Annotated in this window: 16 protein-coding genes; 9 read left to right on the plus strand and 7 right to left on the minus strand. The window is 65.1% G+C overall.

Annotation, left to right across the window (positions count from 1 at the left end; all coding sequences use genetic code 11):
• From Q0H23_RS01075 to Q0H23_RS01090, 4 genes are all read left to right on the plus strand, one after another.
• Positions 1 to 1575: ABC transporter ATP-binding protein (locus Q0H23_RS01075; protein ID WP_293834789.1), on the plus strand; the 1575-nt coding region annotated here is incomplete at its 5' end.
• Between the two features lie 147 nt (positions 1576 to 1722).
• Positions 1723 to 1974: a DUF6110 family protein gene (locus Q0H23_RS01080; RefSeq protein ID WP_293824791.1), complete on the plus strand. Its 252-nt coding sequence runs from the start codon at positions 1723 to 1725 to the stop codon at positions 1972 to 1974.
• 75 nt (positions 1975 to 2049) lie between these two features.
• The gene (locus Q0H23_RS01085) at positions 2050 to 4074 is read left to right on the plus strand and encodes a heavy metal translocating P-type ATPase (RefSeq protein WP_293834791.1); all 2025 of its coding nucleotides are present in this window, start codon (positions 2050 to 2052) and stop codon (positions 4072 to 4074) included.
• A 188-nt stretch (positions 4075 to 4262) separates the two neighbouring features.
• Positions 4263 to 5297 carry a YeiH family protein gene (locus Q0H23_RS01090; RefSeq protein ID WP_293834795.1) on the plus strand — a complete coding sequence of 345 codons (1035 nt, stop codon included), beginning with the start codon at positions 4263 to 4265 and terminating at the stop codon, positions 5295 to 5297.
• A 245-nt stretch (positions 5298 to 5542) separates the two neighbouring features.
• Here Q0H23_RS01090 and Q0H23_RS01095 read toward each other — a convergent pair whose 3' ends face one another.
• The 3 genes from Q0H23_RS01095 to Q0H23_RS01105 all read right to left on the minus strand — a co-directional run bounded on the left by Q0H23_RS01095 (position 5543) and on the right by Q0H23_RS01105 (position 9687).
• Complete coding sequence (locus Q0H23_RS01095) at positions 5543 to 6187, minus strand: class I SAM-dependent methyltransferase (RefSeq protein ID WP_293834798.1); 645 nt, start codon at positions 6185 to 6187, stop codon at positions 5543 to 5545.
• Positions 6188 to 6305: 118 nt separating this feature from the next.
• A complete protein-coding gene (locus Q0H23_RS01100; RefSeq protein ID WP_293834802.1) occupies positions 6306 to 8966 on the minus strand; it encodes an FtsX-like permease family protein in 2661 nt (886 codons plus the stop codon).
• A gap of 7 nt (positions 8967 to 8973) precedes the next feature.
• Positions 8974 to 9687, minus strand: coding sequence for an ABC transporter ATP-binding protein (locus tag Q0H23_RS01105; protein ID WP_293834805.1), 714 nt, complete (start codon positions 9685 to 9687; stop codon positions 8974 to 8976).
• A 385-nt stretch (positions 9688 to 10072) separates the two neighbouring features.
• Between Q0H23_RS01105 and Q0H23_RS01110 the strand changes: the two genes are divergently transcribed.
• The 3 genes from Q0H23_RS01110 to Q0H23_RS01120 all read left to right on the plus strand — a co-directional run bounded on the left by Q0H23_RS01110 (position 10073) and on the right by Q0H23_RS01120 (position 13066).
• The gene (locus Q0H23_RS01110) at positions 10073 to 12388 is read left to right on the plus strand and encodes a heavy metal translocating P-type ATPase (protein ID WP_293834808.1); all 2316 of its coding nucleotides are present in this window, start codon (positions 10073 to 10075) and stop codon (positions 12386 to 12388) included.
• Positions 12389 to 12446: 58 nt separating this feature from the next.
• A complete protein-coding gene (locus Q0H23_RS01115) occupies positions 12447 to 12668 on the plus strand; it encodes a heavy metal-associated domain-containing protein (RefSeq protein ID WP_293834811.1) in 222 nt (73 codons plus the stop codon).
• A 125-nt stretch (positions 12669 to 12793) separates the two neighbouring features.
• The gene (locus tag Q0H23_RS01120) at positions 12794 to 13066 is read left to right on the plus strand and encodes a metal-sensing transcriptional repressor (protein ID WP_293834814.1); all 273 of its coding nucleotides are present in this window, start codon (positions 12794 to 12796) and stop codon (positions 13064 to 13066) included.
• Positions 13067 to 13353: 287 nt separating this feature from the next.
• Here the strand turns inward: Q0H23_RS01120 and Q0H23_RS01125 are convergent, their stop codons facing one another.
• Positions 13354 to 13710 (minus strand): phage holin family protein, encoded by a 357-nt coding sequence (locus Q0H23_RS01125; protein WP_293834816.1) that lies wholly within the window; start codon positions 13708 to 13710, stop codon positions 13354 to 13356.
• 243 nt (positions 13711 to 13953) lie between these two features.
• Here Q0H23_RS01125 and Q0H23_RS01130 point away from each other — a divergent pair, with 243 nt between their 5' ends.
• Together Q0H23_RS01130 and Q0H23_RS01135 are read left to right on the plus strand one after the other, a co-directional pair.
• Positions 13954 to 14229, plus strand: a complete 276-nt coding sequence (locus Q0H23_RS01130; RefSeq protein WP_293815842.1) for a YerC/YecD family TrpR-related protein — start codon at positions 13954 to 13956, stop codon at positions 14227 to 14229.
• Positions 14230 to 14408: 179 nt separating this feature from the next.
• Positions 14409 to 15494, plus strand: coding sequence for a C40 family peptidase (locus Q0H23_RS01135; protein WP_293834818.1), 1086 nt, complete (start codon positions 14409 to 14411; stop codon positions 15492 to 15494).
• A 1056-nt stretch (positions 15495 to 16550) separates the two neighbouring features.
• On the opposite strand, the gene Q0H23_RS01140 is transcribed toward Q0H23_RS01135, so the two are convergent.
• Genes Q0H23_RS01140 through Q0H23_RS01150 form a run of 3 tightly spaced genes read right to left on the minus strand, consistent with a single transcriptional unit; the run spans position 16551 to position 18761 of the window.
• Positions 16551 to 17021 (minus strand): RrF2 family transcriptional regulator, encoded by a 471-nt coding sequence (locus Q0H23_RS01140; protein WP_293815805.1) that lies wholly within the window; start codon positions 17019 to 17021, stop codon positions 16551 to 16553.
• Between the two features lie 2 nt (positions 17022 to 17023).
• Positions 17024 to 17536: a Fe-S cluster assembly sulfur transfer protein SufU gene (gene sufU, locus Q0H23_RS01145; RefSeq protein WP_293834820.1), complete on the minus strand. Its 513-nt coding sequence runs from the start codon at positions 17534 to 17536 to the stop codon at positions 17024 to 17026.
• Complete coding sequence (locus Q0H23_RS01150) at positions 17529 to 18761, minus strand: SufS family cysteine desulfurase (protein WP_293834821.1); 1233 nt, start codon at positions 18759 to 18761, stop codon at positions 17529 to 17531. Before Q0H23_RS01150 ends, sufU begins: the two co-directional genes overlap by 8 nt.

Raw genomic sequence — 18761 nt, forward strand, 5'->3', positions numbered from 1 at the left:
CCGATCGTGGGCGGCCTCCTGGTCTTTTTCGTGCTGCTCTTTGCCTCTAACTGGCAGCAGTATTACTACACCTACTGTATCTTTTACGAGGAGTGCGGCAAGCAGCGTATGGAGATTGCCGAGCGCTTGCGCAAGCTCCCGCTCTCGTTCTTCGGCCGTCGTGACCTCGCGGACCTCACCGAGACCATCATGGGTGACGTCCAGGCCATGGAGCACGCCTACAGCCACGTGCTGGGAGAGCTTTGGGGCGCCATCATCGCAAGCGCCATTGTGTTCGTGGGGTCGCTCTTCTTTTGCTGGCAGCTGGCGATTGCGGCGTTTTGGAGCGTGCCTGTGGCGTTTGCCGTCCTGTATCTCACCCGTGGCCCCATGACGCCGGTGTTCGACCGCGTTCGTGCCGAGAAGGTCAAGGTCACCGAGGCCATCCAGGAGACCCTCGACTGCGTGCGCGAGATTCGCGCCACCAACCAGGAGGCGTACTACCTCGAGGGCCTCGCCGGCGTGATCGACCGCGAGGAGCGCGAGACCACCAAGGGCGAGCTCGTCAACGGGCTTCTCGTCAACTCTGCCTTTGCCATCCTGCGCCTGGGGATCGCCACGACGCTCGTCACGGGCGCCGCGATGGTCGCCTCCGGGCAGGTCGACTTTTTGGTGGTGTTTGCCTTCCTGCTCATGGTGAGCCGCATCTACGCGCCGTTCGACCAGGCCCTCATGCTCGTCTCCGAGCTGTTCGCCGCCGAGTCCTCCGCCAAGCGCATGCGCTCCATCATGGAAGAGCCTGTGGCGCAGGGCAGCGAGAAATTTGAGCCCGTGGGCCACGATGTGGTGTTCGATCACGTGGCATTTGGCTATGGCGCAGGCGAGGACGGCCGCGCTGGCGAGCGGGTGCTCACGGACGTGAGCTTCACTGCCAAGGAGGGCGAGGTCACGGCGCTTGTGGGACCGTCCGGTTCTGGCAAGTCCACCGTGAGCCGCCTGGCGGCCCGCTTCTGGGACGCCACTTCCGGCAAGGTGACCGTGGGTGGCGTGGACGTGGCAAGCGTTGACCCCGAGGTTCTCCTGCGCGACTATGCGATCGTTTTCCAGGACGTGCTGCTCTTCGACGACACGGTGATGGGCAACATTCGCCTCGGACGCCGCGACGCCACCGACGAGGAGGTCCTAGCCGCCGCGCGTGCTGCCAACTGCGACGAGTTCGTGTCCCGCATGCCCCAGGGGTATGACACCATGATTGGCGAGAACGGCTCCAAGCTCTCCGGTGGCGAACGCCAGCGCATCTCCATCGCCCGAGCCCTGCTCAAGGATGCTCCTATCGTCCTTCTGGACGAGGCGACGGCGAGCCTTGACGTCGAGAATGAGACCGTGGTGCAGGGGGCGCTCTCCCGCCTACTCGCGGGTAAGACCGTCATCGTGATCGCGCATCGCATGCGCACAGTCGAGAACGCGGACAAGATCGTGGTCCTGAAGGATGGCATTGTCGTCGAGCAGGGCACGCCCGCCGAGCTCAAGGCCACAGGTGGCGAGTTCGCGCACATGCTGTCACTGCAGAAGGAAGCCTCGTCCTGGTGCCTGTGACGCGTCGTTAGATTTCCAAAAAGTTTCCCAAGGTTGTCTCTTAAAGTTAGTGGAACTAAACTTGCTAGTTGCAAGTGTGCCTAGGCTTACTTATCTGCTTGGGCTCGGGGCGTCTCATCTCAAAGATGTGCGAAAAGGAGAGGCAACATGAAGAAGTCCACGTATAACACCCTGCTCGTCGGCGGCGGCTTCCTGCTTGGCACGGCCGGCATCAAGCTGCTCAAGAGCGAACCGGTCAAGAACGCGTGCGTGCAGGGCATCGCGTGCGGCATGCGTATCAAGAGCGACTACCAGGATATGGTCGAGCAGGCGAAGGCCGAGGTCGACGACATGGTCGCCAAGGCGTCGTACATCACCGCGAGCGAGCCTGACGCCGCTACGGATGAGGCCGCCGAGTAGCGCGCTGACACAACTATGAGATTCTCGGTTATCAGCGAGATCCCCGGCAGGACCCGCCTACAGTTGGCGGGTCCTGTGCCAGAAGGGGACCTCGACGCTCTCATAAAGCTGAGTACGGATATCAAGGGCGTCACGAAGGTCCGGGTATACGGCCGTATCGGGCAGATGGCGATCGAGTATGACGCGCCTCGCCGCGCGGACGTGCTCGATGTCCTTCGCACGATCGATGCGCAGGCGATCGCCGAGGCGAAGTCCGGCTATGCGATTCAACTCGAACCGCGCAAGCACAAGCTCGTCATGGACCTGGCGACGCTCGTTGGCGCCCATTACGCGCGTCGGTGGTTCCTGCCGACCCCGCTGCGAGCCGTGTTCGTCGTGGTGGGCTATATGGCCTTCCTGCGCGCCGCCCTGCACGAGCTGGCTCAGCCTCGCCTGACGGTGCCCGTGCTCGATGCCTCCGCCATTGGCATCTCGTTCGTGAAGCGCGACGTCAACACGGCTGGGCAGACGATGTTCCTGCTGAACGTCGGCGAGCTGCTCGAGGACTACACGCGTGCCATGAGCGAAAACGAGCTCATCAACTCCCTGCTTGACGTGCCCGACAAGGCGCAGAAGGTCGAGGGCGACACCGAGGTGAGCGTTCCTGCGACGGAGCTCGAGCCCGGCGACCTCGTGGCCGTTCGCACCGGCATGTCCATCTCCATCGACGGCGTGGTCGAGCGGGGGAGTGCCATGGTCAACCAGGCGACCCTCACCGGCGAGCCACTTGCCGTCGAGCGCTCCGTGGGTGACGACGTGTTTGCGGGTACCGTCGTGGAGGATGGCAGTATCCTCGTGCGCGTGCGTGCCAACACAGCCAAGACCAAGCTGCGCTCGATCGTCTCGCTCGTCCAGACGGCCGATTCCCTCAAGTCAGAGGGGCAGTCGCATATGGAGGAGCTGGCGAACAAGATCGTTCCCTGGAACTTCCTGCTCGCGGGCCTCGTCGCCCTCACGACGCGTAGCCTCGTCAAGACTTCTGCCGCGCTCATGGTCGACTATTCGTGCGCGCTCAAGCTTACGGGCTCCGTCGCCGTCATGACGGCCATGAGCGACGCGGCCAAGATGGGCGTCATGGTCAAGGGCGCCAAGTACTTCGAGTCGTTCGCCAAGGCGGACACCATCGTGTTCGACAAGACCGGTACGCTCACCGAGGCGCAGCCTAGGCTCGCCCGCGTGTTCGCGACCGACGGTTGGAGCGAGGACGACGTCTTGCGCTTCTCCGCCTGCCTGGAGGAGCACTTCCCACACCCGGTGGCGCGCGCCGTCGTCAACGCCGCCAAGGCGCGCGGCCTCGAGCATCGCGAGCGTCACGCTGCGGTTGAGTACATCGTCGCGCACGGCATCGCCTCCTCGATCGAGGGAAGGCGAGCGGTGATCGGCTCAGCGCACTTCGTGTTCGAGGACGAGCACGTCCTCATGGATTCTGAGGCGCGGGAGAGGGTCGAGTCTGAGATGCAGGGCTTCTCGCCTCTGTACCTTGCCGTAGACGGCGAGGTTGTGGGAGTGCTTGGCATCGAGGACCCGCTCAAGCCCGGCGTCAAGGAGGCCATCGCCGAGCTGCATGCGCTTGGCGTCAAGCATGTCGTGATGCTCACGGGAGACTCCGAGCGCACGGCCAGGCGCATCGCTCGCGAGGCTGGCGTCGACGAGTACGCCGCGGAGCTTCTGCCCGAGGACAAGTACGCCTACGTCGAGCGCATCAAGCGTGAGGGGCGCCACGTCGCCATGGTGGGCGATGGCGTCAACGACTCTCCGGCGCTTGGCCTGGCAGACGTGGGCCTTGCGATGGGCGGTGGAAGCGACATCGCCAAGGAGGTCGCCGACATCATCCTGGCGGACACGGACCTCGCCGCGATCGTGCGCCTGCGCAGGATGAGCCAGGGCCTCATCGACCGCCTGACGAGCTCCTACTCGAAGGTGATGCTCACCAACTCGGCGCTTCTGGCGCTTGGCATCACGGGCTTCATCGCCCCTCAGACGTCGTCGCTGCTGCACAACGGCTCGACGATCGCCTACAGCCTCGGTAACGCGAAGGCCTATTTGCCGGCAGCTTCGTAGCGATGCGCGGCCTGCTTGGCGGTGGCTCCGCTGTGTCGACGCCGGTCTGAGGCCGCATGCTGCCATGCCGTCGCTGTCGGCGGCTTCGCGAACCATATTGCCCGTTCTGTCTCCGTGGCCGCCTGCTGGCGCTCGCGGGGATAGAATGGGCTTCTTTGTTTGACGGGCCATCGTACGAAAGGCAATGAATGACTGAATCTCCCAACCTCGCCGAGAAGGCCCGAGGTCTCCTGCTCTGTCTGGCAATCGCCGCGGTCGCTTGGATTTGCGGCCAATATGCCGAGGTCGTCGGAGGACCGGTCTTCGGCATCCTGTTTGGCATGCTCCTGGCGCAGGTGCTGCGCGGGCGCGACGTCTCGGCGTTGCAGCCGGGCGTCAAGTTCACGTCCAAGTACGTCCTTCAGGCTGCCGTCGTCTTCCTGGGGTTTGGGCTCAACCTCGCGCAGGTCGCGAAGGTGGGGGCAACGAGCCTGCCGGTGATCGTCTCCACCATCTCGACGTCCCTCGTCGTCTCCTTCGTGATGTGCCGCGCCATGCACGTGCCCGGAAAGATCGCCACGCTCATCGGCGTGGGTTCCTCCATCTGCGGAGGCTCCGCCATCGCGGCGACGGCGCCTGTGATTCGCGCGGACGACGAGGACGTTGCCCAGGCCATCTCCGTGATCTTCCTCTTCAACGTGATCGCCGCGCTCGTCTTTCCCACCCTTGGCGGCATGCTGGGCCTCACCAACGAGGGCTTTGGCCTCTTCGCGGGTACCGCCGTCAACGACACCTCCTCGGTGACGGCTGCGGCGGCCGCGTGGGACGGCATGCACCCGGGTGCCAATACGCTTGACGCCGCCACTATCGTCAAGCTCACGAGGACGCTCGCCATCATCCCGATCACGCTCGCGCTCGCCGTGTGGCAGATGCGCGCCGACCGCCGTGCGGGAGGAGAGGGCAAGAGCACCTTCAGCCTGCGTCGCGCCTTCCCGACGTTCGTGGGCCTCTTCGTGCTCGCGAGCCTTGCGACCACGGTGTTCGCCCTGCCTGCCACCGTCACCGCGCCGCTGAAGACGCTTTCGAAGTTCCTCATCGTGATGGCAATGAGCGCAATCGGCCTCAACACCGACATCGTCAAGCTCGTGCGAACGGGCGGCAAGCCCATCGCGCTGGGCGCCTGCTGTTGGGTCGCCATCGCCTGTGTGAGTCTGGGCATGCAGCACGTTATCGGCATCTGGTAAAAAGAGCGCGCCGCCACGTTTGTGACGGCGCTTCTTGTTTGATGGTGCATCCTGGCGTGGCGGCACGCCCTGTTTGGCGTCGCGCTCTGGCGTGGACGCATTCTGGTTTGATGACGCGCCCTGGTGTGGCGGCGCGTTCTGGTGTGGCGGCGCGTTCTGGCGTGGCCAATTCTGGTTTGATGGCGTGCTCTTGTGGCGACGTTGACGGCGTGCCCTGGCGTGGCGGAGCGTCCTGGCGCGGACCGCTAGCCCTTTCGCGCAACCAAATGCGCGCGGAAGCCCTTCTGCGCCTCGAGCTTGAGCAGGGTGAGCCCGGATCCTTCGGCGAGCGCGCGTAGCTCGGATAGCTTGAGGATGCGCACGTCGCCATGGCCCAAGAGGCGGGCCAGCGGTAGCTCGATGTTGTTCATGAGCCAGACCGCGACGCCGTTCGAGGTGTAGTCGCGGAGGACCAGTCGCCCGCCGGGCCGAAGGACGCGTGCCACCTCGGCGAAGAACCTCTCCGGATGCGGGTAGTGGTGGAAGCTGTTGGAGCAGAGCACGGCGTCGAAGCTCCGGGGCTCGAAGGGCAGCGCCTCCGCGTCTCCGACGACAAAGTTGACGTTATCGAGCTGCTTTGCCCGGGCGACGTCGATCATCCCGGGTGTGAGGTCGAGTCCAGTCAGGTGCTTGTTGGGATACCGGGCGTGGAGCAGTTCTAGGACGGCTCCGGTTCCGCAGCCCACGTCGAGCGCGTCCTCGAACGGCTCGAGCTCAAGCTCCTCGAGCATCTGCGGATAGTCGTCCTTACACATCTCGTAAATGCCGGCATGGCCGGATTCGTAGACCTTTGCCGCCTCGGTGAACTCCTTGATGGAGAGTTGCTTGAGCTCCTCTGCCGATCTTGCCATGGGTCTCCTTCTGTTCGGGGAAGTCTGACGTTGCGCGCGTTTGCCCACGTCGGGCTTGGCAGGCAAAAAACGCGGGGCACCCTTCCTTCGTTTCGCGCCCCCGCGTGCGGGCGGTTCTCTATTCCTGGACCTTTAGCGCCTCGGAGAGGCTGACGCGCCTGATGGAGCGCGTGTGCAGGAACGCCACGACGAGGTACGTCGCGAACCCGATCCCCATGCACGCCGCGATGGACCACCATGGCACGTAGATCTCGATGTTGCCGTTGTAGGCGAGCAGCATCGAGCGGAAGATCGCGGTGAGCGAGCCGATGATCACGGGCTGAGACAGCACGAGCGCCGCCACCACGCACAGCGTGATCGAGCGGATGTACAGGTGGGAGATCTCTCCATCGCGGTAGCCAAATACCTTCATGTAGCTGATGGAGCGAGCGCTTCGGTCGATTACGGCCTTGGTCAGCAGGTACATGAAGAGGAGGAAGATGAAGACGGAGAGGCCGACCATCATGCCGATCAAGTCGCTCATCATGCCGATGAACTGGTCGCCCACGGCGCGCATGTCGTCGGGCGTGGTATCGCCGGCGAAGTAGCGCGAGTCGAGGTCGAGCTCCTCGTCGCTTACATAGCCGTTGAAGTACGAGGGGTCATTGCCAAAGAGGTCGTTGAAGTCGTCGATGCTCATGTAGGCGTTCATGTCAGAGTTCGAGCCCCACGAGTCGCCGTCGTAGTCGAATGCGTAGTCCTTTCCCTCGAACTTGTCGGTGAGTTTGACCTGCTGGCCATCCTTCCAGCCAAACTTTTCGACGAGGCCCCCGCCGAACACGACGCGTCCGTCGCCAACGCCCAGGTCCTTCCAGTAGCGAGAGTTCGGGGAGACGCCATAGACGGTTACGGTCTCTGTGCCGTTGCCCTCGCCACGGTCATATTGCAGCTGGTAGACGGCGTACTTCTCGGCCTGAGCGATCTTCTCGGCGCCATTGTCCGTGGTGTTGACGGGGTGGATGTCGTCGTTGTCGGTATCGATGTTGGAGGCGTCGTCGATGAGGTCGATCACCTCGTCGCGGTCGCAGCCGAGGGCGTCCGCGATGTCGTCGAGGCGCGCGTAGAGGGCATCCTTTTTGTCCTGCGCTTCCTCGAGCGCGTCGCTGGCTGCCTGCATGCTCGCGGCACTGGGCGACGCCATGGCTGTCTCGGCCGCCTCCTGGGCCGCGTCCGTCGCATCGTCGAGTTCGTTCTCCGCATCCTCGGCGGCGGTGAGGAGCGCACCATCGACGGACTGCAGGCGGTCGAGCGCCGCCCATTGTTCGCGCTCCTTGGCCGTGCCCTCGAGCTCGAGCGGGGCCTTGAGCGTGTACTGGTGCGCGGCCACGAGACTCGTCTCGAGGTTGTCCGCGTAGTGCGTCATCGTGGGAAGGATCGCCAGGCCAAAGAGCAGAAGCAGCGAGGCGAACGCGATGCCCACGAAGAGCGTGGCGAAGTTGCCGAGGTTGCGCAGGAAGACGCGCAGGCGGAAGCGCGAGACAAAGCCCATGCGCTCCGGCAGTTGCAGGCCGCGCTTGGTGCCAGCCTTGCCGCTCGCCTCGTGGCGGAGGAACTGCAAGGGCGTCTTCCCTATCTTTCGGAGAAGGCCCACGAGGGTGATGAGGATGAGCGCGGCGGCGGGAACCACGGCGCACATGACGAAGATCTCCCAGCTCCAGTAGACGTGGAAGGGCGGCAGGCTGTAGGAGCCGTAGTAGAGGTTGCGCATGGGCTCGGTGAAGACGGCCACGCCGAGCGCACAACCCAGAATCGAGGCGAGGATGCCTACCACGGCGGGGAGTGCTAGGTAGTGCAGCACGATCTCGCGCTTGCGATAACCGCTGGCGAGGAGCGTCCCGATGATGGCGCTCTCCTCCTCGATAGTGGCGTCGGTGAGGACCACGAAGACGAAGGCCATGATCACGATGATGATGTCGAGTAGCGTCGTCCACATCATGGAGTCGCCGTCTACGTCGTTGCGCGCATAGCCGATGCCCTGGTTGGAATCCGCGTCGATGAGGTCATCCACGCGCGCGTCTGCGTCCGTGAGGGCGTCGACCATGTCCTCCTCGGCATCGGTGCGGTCTGCGACGGAGAGGTCGCGATCGTTGAAGGCGAAGGAGTACGTGTAGGTTGGTGCGCCGCCGGCGTCCTCGAGTGCGGCGAAGCCGGCGTCAGTGACCTCGGCAACGCCATAGGTGATGGTGTTGATCGTGAAGTCCGAGTTGTTGAGGAAGAGCGCCTGGCTATCGGGCTGGGTCATGATGCCCGAGATGGTGTACGTGCGTCCGCAGAGGTCGACCGTATCGCCTACGGCGAGCTCGTTGTTCGTGGCGAAGACGCGGTCGATGGCGACCTCGTCATCTGCCTGGGGTTCCGCGCCCTCGCAGTAGGATGCAAGGTTGACCTCGGTGCGGTGCGCGTAGGTGCGGAGCGTCCGCTTGGTGCCGTCGTCGTCCGAGGTCTTGCGGAAGGCCGCGTCGATGGAGAAGTCATTGTAGAACGTGACACCACCGACGTCTTCGGCGGCGTCTTCGGCTGCCTCGAGCTGCGCGCTCGTCGCCTCGAAGGAGGTCGTCACGCGGCCGTCCTCGATGGCGTATTCGTCGCGCATGCCGTCGATGATGCACCCGATGGAGTGAGCCGCGAGCAAAAAGCCCGACGTGAGGGCGATCGAGCCCGTCATGAGGAGGAAGATGCCGAGGTACTTGCCGAGGTTGTTACGCAGCTCGCGGGGGAGCCGCCTTGCCAGGGGAGTCATCGTGCGCCTACCAATCGAGCTCGGAGGCGGACACGGGGGAGGCGTTGACCTCGTCTGAGGCCAGGCGGCCGTCGCGAAGGCGCAGCACGCGGTCTGCCATCTTGGCGATGGCGGCGTTGTGCGTCACGATCACGAGGGTGCAACCGTACTCGCGGTTCACGCGCTCCATGAGCTCGAGGACCTCCTTGGAGGTCTTGTAGTCGAGCGCGCCCGTGGGCTCGTCGCAAAGGATGAGGCCCGGATTCTTGACGAGGGCGCGACCGATGGCGCAGCGCTGCTGCTGGCCACCGGAAACCTGGCGTGGGAACTTGTTGCGATGCTCCCAGAGGCCGAGCGAGCGCAGAAGGTCCTCCATGGGCAGGGGATTGCTCGAGAGGTGTGCTGTGACCTCGATGTTTTCCCTGATTGTGAGGTCAGGCACGAGGTTGTAGAACTGGAAGACAAAGCCCAACTCGCGGCGGCGGTACTCGCCGAGGTCCTTGCTCGAGAGGGTTGTGAGGTCGCATCCATCGACGGAGATGCTGCCGCCGTCCGCGTCCTCGAGGCCGCCGATGAGGTTCAGGAAGGTCGACTTGCCCGAGCCGGAGGGGCCGAGCATGACGCAAATCTCGCCCTTATTGACGGTCGCGGTGATGCCGTCAAGGACTTGGACGCGGGCCTCGCCGTCGCCGTAGTGCTTCTTGAGCCCATTGACGACGAGGTAGGGGGTGTTGCCCTTCATGGGACGCTCCAATCGTTGCGCGCGAGGCTAACGGAGCGGTCGGCTACGAGGGCAGAGTTAGCCTTGGTAAAGTTACATCGAGCTAACAATAACACACGCTAATAGTTGGCTTTGGTAAATTTTGGGTTATGGGCAGGTAGTTTGGTCCTGTCAGGCGTGACGAGTGGGCTCGAAAGCCGTGGGGAGGCGGAAACTTGGTGAGATTGTCTCCCCACCCCCCCTGGGGGAGGGGTATACTAGCGCCAAGTTAACCGTGGCGTACAGGTGACAAAGGGACTGTCCCTTTGTCACCTACGGCGGAAAAGTTGACGAAGGGACAGTCCCTTTGTCAACCACGGTGCGGGAGCGGCGATCCGGCCGCTGCCAGATGCGCAGGGGGGCACGTATGAAGAACGAGAAGTTCGAGGTGGGAGGCATGACCTGCGCGGCATGCCAGGCCCACGTGGACAAGGCCGTCCGCGGCGTCGCCGGCGTGAGCGACGTCACGGTGAACCTGCTTTCCGGCTCAATGACCGTTGACTATGACGAGGGCTCCGTCTCGGCGGAGGACATCTGCCGAGCCGTCGACCGTGCGGGATACAGCGCCGCGCCGGAGGATGCGGGAGCGAACGCACCATCCGGAGCTGGTGCCGCCACACCCGCGTCGCGTACTGCCCTCAAGAGCCCCACGGCGAAGCTCGAGGCAACGGCTGACGCCATGAGGCGTCGCCTCGTCGTCTCGATCGTCTTTCTCGTCCCGCTCTTCTACCTGGGAATGGGGCATATGCTGGGCTGGCCCGTGCCAGCCGTCTTCGCTGACCACGCGCACTCCATGACGCTCGCCCTGACGGAGCTCCTCCTGCTCATCCCCATCGTCTTCGAGAACCGTGCCTACTTCACCAACGGCTTCAAGAGCCTCTGGCACCGCACTCCCACGATGGACGCCCTCATCGCCATCGGCGCCACGGCGAGCATCGGCTGGAGCCTCTTCGCGATGTTCGTCATGGCGGACCAACTCGCCGCCGCGGACGTCCACGCTGCGATGATGACGGCCATGGACAACCTCTACCTCGAGAGCGCCGGCACGATCCTCACCCTCGTGACTGTGGGCAAGTACCTCGAGACGCGCAGCAAGGCCAAGACCGGCGGCGCCCTCGAGAAGCTCATTGACCTCGCTCCCAAGACGGCGCACGTGGTCGACGCGGACGGTGCGGAGCGCGAAGCCGCCGCCGAGGCGCTGCAGCCGGGCGACGTCATTCGTGTGCGTCCCGGCGAGTCGCTCCCCGTCGACGGCGTCGTGGTCGACGGCGCGAGTGCGGTTGACGAGAGCGCCCTCACCGGCGAGTCGATTCCCGTCGAGAAGCGCGCAGGCGACGCGGTGAGCGCCGCGACCATCAACCGCACGGGCACGTTCACGTTCCGTGCTACGCGCGTGGGCGCGGACACGAGCCTCGCCAAGATCGTGCAGCTCGTGGAGGACGCGAACGCCACCAAGCCGCCCATCGCTCGCCTTGCGGACAAGGTCGCGGGCATGTTCGTGCCCGCGGTTATTGGCATCGCCGTCGTAACGTTCGTTATCTGGTTCGCGGTGACAGGCAGCGTGACCGAGGCCATAACTTCCGCCGTTGCTGTGCTTGTCATCAGCTGTCCGTGCGCGCTTGGCCTTGCCACGCCCGTCGCCATCATGGTGGGCACGGGCCGCGGCGCGGAGATGGGCATCCTGTTCAAGAGCGCCGAGGCCCTCGAGACCCTGCGCGGGGTCGACGTCGTGGTACTCGACAAGACCGGCACGATCACCCAGGGCAAGCCCGCCGTGACCGACGTCATGCCCGAGGATGGCATCTCCGAGAAGGCCCTGCTCAAGCTTGCGGCAACGCTTGAGGCGGGATCGGAGCACCCGCTCGCGGAGGCCGTCATGGCGCTCGCGGGGGAGCGCGGGATCGTGCCTCGCGAGGCGAGCGACTTCGCCGCGGTCCCCGGCAAGGGCGTGACCGCCCGCGAGGGCGCGAACGTGATCGCCGCGGGCAATGCTCGGCTCATGGCCGAGCTCGGCGTCGAGGTCGACGAGGTACGTCTCGAGGCCTTCGCCCGCGAGGGTAAGACGCCGCTCATGTTCGCCAAGAACGGCAGGCTTGTGGGCACGATCGCCGTGGCGGACCAGGTGAAGCCCTCGAGTGCGGACGCCATCGCGGCGCTGCGTGGGCTGGGCGTGCGTGCCGTCATGCTGACGGGCGATAACCGCACGACGGCACGCGCCATCGCCCGTGGCGTGGGCCTTGGCGAGGGCGAGGTCATTGCGGAGGTTCTGCCCGCGGACAAGGAGCGTCACGTTCGCGAGCTGCAGGAGGCGGGCCACATCGTCGCCATGGTGGGCGACGGCATCAACGACTCCCCGGCGCTCGCCCGCGCGGACGTGGGGCTGGCCATCGGTGCTGGCGCGGATATCGCCAAGGAGGGCGCGGACGTCGTCCTCATGCACTCGGATCTGCTCGATGTGGCGCGCGCTATCGAGCTGTCGCGTGCGGTCATCCGCAACATCAAGCAGGACCTCTTCTGGGCGCTCTGCTATAACGCCTGCGGGATCCCGCTGGCGGCGGGCGTCTTCTATCCGCTCCTGGGCTGGCAGCTCTCGCCGATGTTCGGCGCCGCCGCGATGAGCCTCTCGAGCGTCTGCGTGGTCACCAACGCCCTCCGCCTCACGCGCTTCAAGGCGAGGAACTAAAACCTGAAAAAGGGACAGTCCCTTTTTCAGGTCTCGAAAACGAGAGAGAGGAACGAACATGAGCTACACCGTGAAGACCAAGGGAATCATGTGCGGCCACTGCGAGGCCAAGGTTGAGAGTGCCCTGCTCAAGGTCGCTGGCGTGACCGATGCCGAGGCGGATCACGAGACCAACGTGGTCAAGGTCGAGTGCTCCGACGGCGTCACCGCCGATGCTGTGAGGGCCGCCATCGAGGGCGCGAGCGACACCTACGAGGTGCTCGAGGTCAGCGAGGACTAGCCGCTCGCATGCGTCCGCCGCGTGATGCGTGCACCAAGCGTCCCGCTCCGGTGGCGCGGCGCGGGTGAGACCGCAAGTTGCCCTCCGCCGCGCCGCTGACATGCCCCACACGAAAGGAGCCTGCCATGGTGGCAGACGAGAAGACGGTCCTGAACCTCCTCAAGACCGCGCGAGGCCAGCTCGACGCTGTGATCCGCATGGTTGAGGAGGACCGCTACTGCATCGACATCTCAAACCAGCTCATGGCCATCGAGAGCCTGGTCGCCAAGACCAACGCGATCGTGCTCAAGGCCCATATCGCCGGCTGCGTGAGGAGTGCCTGCCACTGCGGCACCGATGCCGAGCGCGACGAGAAGCTTGCCGAGATTGAGGACGTCATCGGCAAACTGTCGAGGTAGGGGCGTCGGTCGTCGGCGGAGCCCGAGCGCCGTGGCCACCGCCGCCGCGGGCCTGTCGCGCCGGTGTGCGCCTCGGGCCCACCGCGCAGCGACAGCCGCCCCAGGCCCACCGCGCATCGACAGTAGCCTCGGACCCGCCTCGCCGGCGTGCGCTCGGGGCGGCTCCTCAACATCTGCCGTCCAAAAGCGAAAGGGCGCCCCGCGCGATGCGGGACGCCCTTCTCGTCTTGGCGTCGGATGCCGGGCTTGGCCGAGTCAGAGTCTTGCCTGGCGCTCCGTGGGAAGTGTTACCTGACGATGCCGCCGACGACCATCGTAACGATCGAGACGACGATGGCTCCGAAGAACGCCGCGCCGAAGCCATCGATGACGATGCCTGCGTGCGTGATGTTGCGCGAGAGGAAGCTCGCGAGCTCGAGCATGAGCGCGTTGATGACGAGCGCGAACAGGCCAAGGCTGAGGATGGTGAACGGCAGGCCGACGATCTTGAGCACCGGCTTGATGCTGGCGTTCACGATGGCGAGGAACAGCGCTGTGAAGAGGGGGCCCGCATAGGCGCCGCCCACGACGGTGATGCCGGGGGTGAGCCAGATGGCCGCGCCCACGGCGATGGCGCTGACGAGCCAGGTTGCGATGAAGTCCATACGTACCTCCTTGGATGACGGGGGTAGTGTACCCAGCCGCCGCGCGCCGCCTTGGGACCGGGTTCTGAAAAACGTTTGATATCAAGGTCTCTCCATGAGTGCCTTAAACGCTTTAATGCGATAAAGTAGATGGCAGCCGTTGAGTCGCGGCGTGCGAAGCGCTGTTGGGGAGTTCGCGGAGGGCCCGCGCAAGGCACCCTCCGGCTTGGTTGGGAGGAATGTCACATGGATGCCGCCGAGATCATGGCGACGGAGCCCGCCCAGGAGCTCCTCTCGGTCTTAGCCGAGCTTTCCACGCCCGAGGAGGTCGAGGCCTTCCTGCTCGACCTGTGCACCCTGAAGGAAATTGCCGACCTATCCCAGCGCCTCGAGGTCGCGAGGTTGCTCGACTCCGGCGAGTCCTACCTCTCCGTCCAGCAGCGCACGGGCGCCTCATCGACGACGGTCAGCCGCGTCTCGAAGTGCCTGAATGGCCCCGCTGGCGGCTATCGGGCCGTTCTCGCCCGCGAGGGGGAGTAGCCCGGCGTTCGCCGGTCGCGGCGCTGTGACCTGGCGGCTCCATCCCCCGTCCACATTGCCTTGGCCACGGGGGACAAGAAACCCTATCATAGGTATGCAGAAAGGTGGGCAACCTGCCTCCACGCGCCGCGCGCCGCGGGACAGCCCGCCTGATATGTAGCCTACGAAGGGACACACCCTTGAATTTCCGTCGGACCATCGCTCGCGCGACCGCAGGCCTCGTCCTCGGCGCGACCGTTCTCACCGGCCTTCCCACCATCGCCCTCGCCGACACCCCGGCGGAGCTCCAGGCGAAGCTCGACCAGGCCAACTCCCACCTCAGCGGCCTTTATGATGAGGCTTCCCGTGTGAGCGAGGAGGTCAACAAGACCCAGGAGGACCTCGACGCCACCAACGCGGAGATCGAGCAGAAGACCGCCGAGCTCGCGCAGGCCCAGGACACCCTCTCCCGCCGCGTCGCCTCCAACTACAAGACCGGCGGCGTCTCGCTCGTTTCCATCCTGTTCGACTCCACGAGCTTCGAGGACATGGTCAACCGCATCACCTACGCGAGCAAGGTGAGCGACTCCGACGCCCAGATCATCCAGCAGGTCAAGGACATCCAGTCCGAGCTCGACCAGAAGCGCGCCGAGCAGCAGCAGCTCCTCGATGACCTCAAGGCCCAGCAGTCCGAGCTCGATGGCAAGGTCGCCGAGGCGCAGAGCTACGTGAGCTCCCTCGACCAGCAGGTCCAGGACGCCCTCGAGGCCGAGCGCGCCGCTGCCGCCGCAGCAGCCGAGGCCGCCCAGAGGGAGGCCGAGCGCGAGGCCGAGAACAACGGCGGCAACTACGTGCCCAACGCCGGCAACCAGAACTCCAACAGCAACACCAACAGCAACACCAACAACGGTGGCTCCAGCTCCAACTCCGGTTCCGGCTCCGCGAGCGGCAGCCTCTCCGCCTCGCAGCGCAACGCCATCGTCTCCGCCGCGTGGGGCAAGGTCGGCTGCAGCTACGTCTACGGCGCCACCGGCCCGAACGCCTATGACTGTTCTGGCTTCGTGCAGTACTGCTACGCCCAGGCCGGCATCTCGCTGCCGCGCACCTCGTACGCCCAGGGTGCTTGTGGCACCACCACGTCCAATCCCCAGGCCGGCGACATCGTCTGCTGGGGTGGCCACGTGGGCATCTACATCGGCGGCGGCATGATGATCGACGCCGGCAACCCCAGTGTCGGCGTGAGCTATCGCGCGGTCTACGGCAGTCCCTGGTACCAGACGCTGTAGCGAGCTGGCGCCCGAGGGCGTAGAGCAAAATGTGTCCCGCAAGGGGCATCGGCGTAAGTCGATGCCCCTTTTTGTCTTGCGGCTTGTTCGCCCCTCGAACGGGCTGGGCTGCCGCCGACGTTAGTGCGTCAGGCATCTGCAGCTTGTCCGCGCTCGAGGCGCCTCGTTGGCTCTTTGCGGAGACACTCGTCCGGGGCGCGCTGTCGGTTCGTTTCGATGAGGCTTGCCCGAACCGCGTTGCCGTCTTTCCGTGAAGGTGCTCGTCCGGGGCGCACCGACGCCTTCTCGCGGCGACGCCTCTCTGCACCGCGTCGCCACTTCGTTTCGATCGCGTTCGCTTGTGGCCTTTGTTCGATCGCGTTCGCTTTTGGCCTTTGGTCTTTGGCGTCAAAAGCCGGTCCGGAGGCAATTGCTGGAGAGATGGTCAAAATACCCATCTTGGCGTACGCCTCTTTGGTTTCGGGAGGCGTTTGGGGCCATGAATCGCGTGTATAAGGTGCTCCGAAGGGTGCTTCTGGAGCCCCTTGGGTTCTCGTTGAACAAATCGCTCTCATTTGCGAAATACTGCAACTAATCTACCTGCGGTTTCGTGTTTTGGCAAAAAACGAGGGGCGATCAGGAGAGTCCAGGGAGTTCGAAGACCGTACGCCAAGATGGTGATTTTGACCAATCCTCGAGACCCATGCCCGCCAATTGCGTCTCAGAGACGCCCGGTTTTGGGCCTGCTTAATCCGCGACCGAGAACCTATGCACTGTGCGCTGAATTCTATACATATTTGAACGAGGCTGATCATGGGTGCCACCGGGCATGGTCAGCCGCCGGGCATGGGTGTCACCGGGAAAAGTCGTTCAGGTAAAAGAAACGGGACCCTGTGGGGTCCCGTTGGCCGTTCTTGTGGGATTGAGCCGTCTCGGCGGCGTTTGGGTGCGCGGATCGCCGTGGGCGAGCGCCGCACCTACGGCTATGGCGAGCCGCTTGCGGAGAGCGTGCCCGTGCTACACCCGGGTCATTTGCAGGAGGTGTCGCCGTGGGCGAGCGCCGTGTCCGCCTGAGCCCTACTTGCAGAGGCCCGCGCCAAGCGCCTCGAGCGCGTCGAGGGCGCCGTCCGTGTCATCAACGATGTCAGACAGGTGCTTGCTGTCGAGGAATCCGCTGATGAGGGCACCGAGCTCCTGCCACACGGGGAGCGTGGGACAGGTCTTGGTGCGAGGGCAGATCGTGCCGTTCGAGCAATCAAGGCAGGAGACGGGTGCCAGAGAGCTGCCCTCCGCCACGCGGATGATCTCACCCAGCGTGTAATCCTCGGGCTTTCGGGCGAGACGGTAGCCGCCGCCCTTGCCACGCTGGCTTACAACGAACTTCGCCTTGTGCAGCGACGCCATGACCTGCTCGAGGTACTTGCGAGAGATGCCCTGGCGTCGCGATATGTCGCCAAGGGAGACCCATCCGGCCTCGCCCTGAGCGGCGGCGAGGTCTGCCATGACGCGGAGGGCGTAGCGGCCCTTGGTGGAGATTCCGGAAGCCATGGTTACTCCTCGTCTCCGCGCGCGCCGGCGGAGAGGGGGTTGCCGTGCTCGTCCGTGCCGTCCTCGGTGGAGGCTGCCTCGGCGAGCTTATCGGGGTGGCCGAGCATCTCGTCGAGAGTGCGCCAGGCGAGCTCGGCGCACTTCACGCGCGCGGGCATGTGGGAGATGCTCTCGAGCTCGGCGGCCTCGTCAAGCTCTTCGAGGACGGAGGCGTCCGTCTCCTCGCCGCGGATCATGCGGCCGAAGAGGTGGCAGAGCTCGCGCGCGTGCTCGGGCGTCTCGCCAACCATGAGGTCGCTCATCATGTCGGCAGAGCCCTGGGAGACGGCGCAGCCGCTGCCCGTCCAGGAGACCTCGGCGATGGTGCCGTCGTCGCCGAGGCGGACGTCGAGGACGAGGTCATCACCGCAGCTGGGGTTGATGCCCTCGTGGCTGTAGGTGGCGTCCTCCATCTTGTACTTGTAGTCAGGGTTGCTCACGTGGTCCATGAGCGCGCGGCTGTAGACGTTAGCCATTGAAGACCCCCCAGACGAAGTCGAGGCCCTCGACGAGGCGGTCGACGTCTGTCTTGTCGTTGTAGAAGCCAACGGAGGCGCGGCAGCAGCTCTCGATGCCCATCCAGGTGAGGAGGGGCTGGGCGCAGTGGTGGCCGGCGCGGATGGCGATGTTCTTGGTGTCGAGCAGGCTCGAGACGTCGTGCGGGTGGATGCCGTCGACCATGAAGGAGACCGCGCCGATGTGGGCGCGCGGGTCATCCGGGCCGACGATCTTGACGTAGGGGAGGGCCTGGAGCCTCTCGCACAGGTAGGCGGCAAGCTCGCGCTCGCGCTCATCGAGCTCGGTGCGACCGTGCTCGAGGATGTAGTCGATGGCGACGCCGGTGGCGTAGATGCCCGCGGCGTCCTGGGTGCCGGCCTCGAACTTCTCCGGGATGGGCGCCCAGACGGCGCCGTCCTCGGTCACGGAGTCGATCATCTCGCCGCCGGTGAGGAACGGCGGGAGGGACTCGAGCAACTCGCGGTGGGCCCAGAGGCCGCCGATGCCCATCGGGCCGCCGAGCTTGTGGGCAGAGAAGGCGAAAGCGTCGACGCCGAGCTCCTTCACGTCGACGAGGACGTGCGGCAGCGACTGGGCGCCGTCGGCGATGACGATGGCGCCCTGCGCGTGGCCGGCGTCCGCGATGGCACGGATGGGGTTCTCGACGCCCAGCACGTTGGAGACGTGCGTGACGGAGACGATCTTGGTCTTCGGGCCGATCTTGGCGGCGATCTCCTCGGGGCCGATAACGCCCTGGTCGTCCGGACGCAGGAAGACGAGCCTGGCGCCGGAGGTGCGGCAGACCTGCTGCCAGGGGATGAGGTTGGAGTGGTGCTCCATGATGGAGATGCAGACCTCGTCGCCCTCGTGCAGGACGGTGGGGCCGAGGGTCTTGGCGATGAGGTTGAGCGACTCGCTGGCGTTACGCGTGAAGATGACCTCCGCCGGGTCATCGGCGCCCACGAAGGCGGCGACCTTGGCGCGGGCCTGCTCGATGGCGGCCGTCGCGTCGACGGAGAGCTTGTAGAGGCCGCGGAGCGGGTTGGCGTTCATCGTCTCGTAGAAGCTGCGCTCCGCGTCGAGCACGGCCGCCGGACGCTGCGCGGTGGCGGCGCTGTCGAGGAACACGAGCTCGGGGTTGTTGGCAAGCAGGGGGAAGTCCGCCTTGAAGGGGCTCGCCTGGATGTCGGTCACGTTTGCCAT

This window comes from uncultured Parolsenella sp., from assembly GCF_934660935.1.
Classification (GTDB): Bacteria; Actinomycetota; Coriobacteriia; order Coriobacteriales; family Atopobiaceae; genus Parolsenella.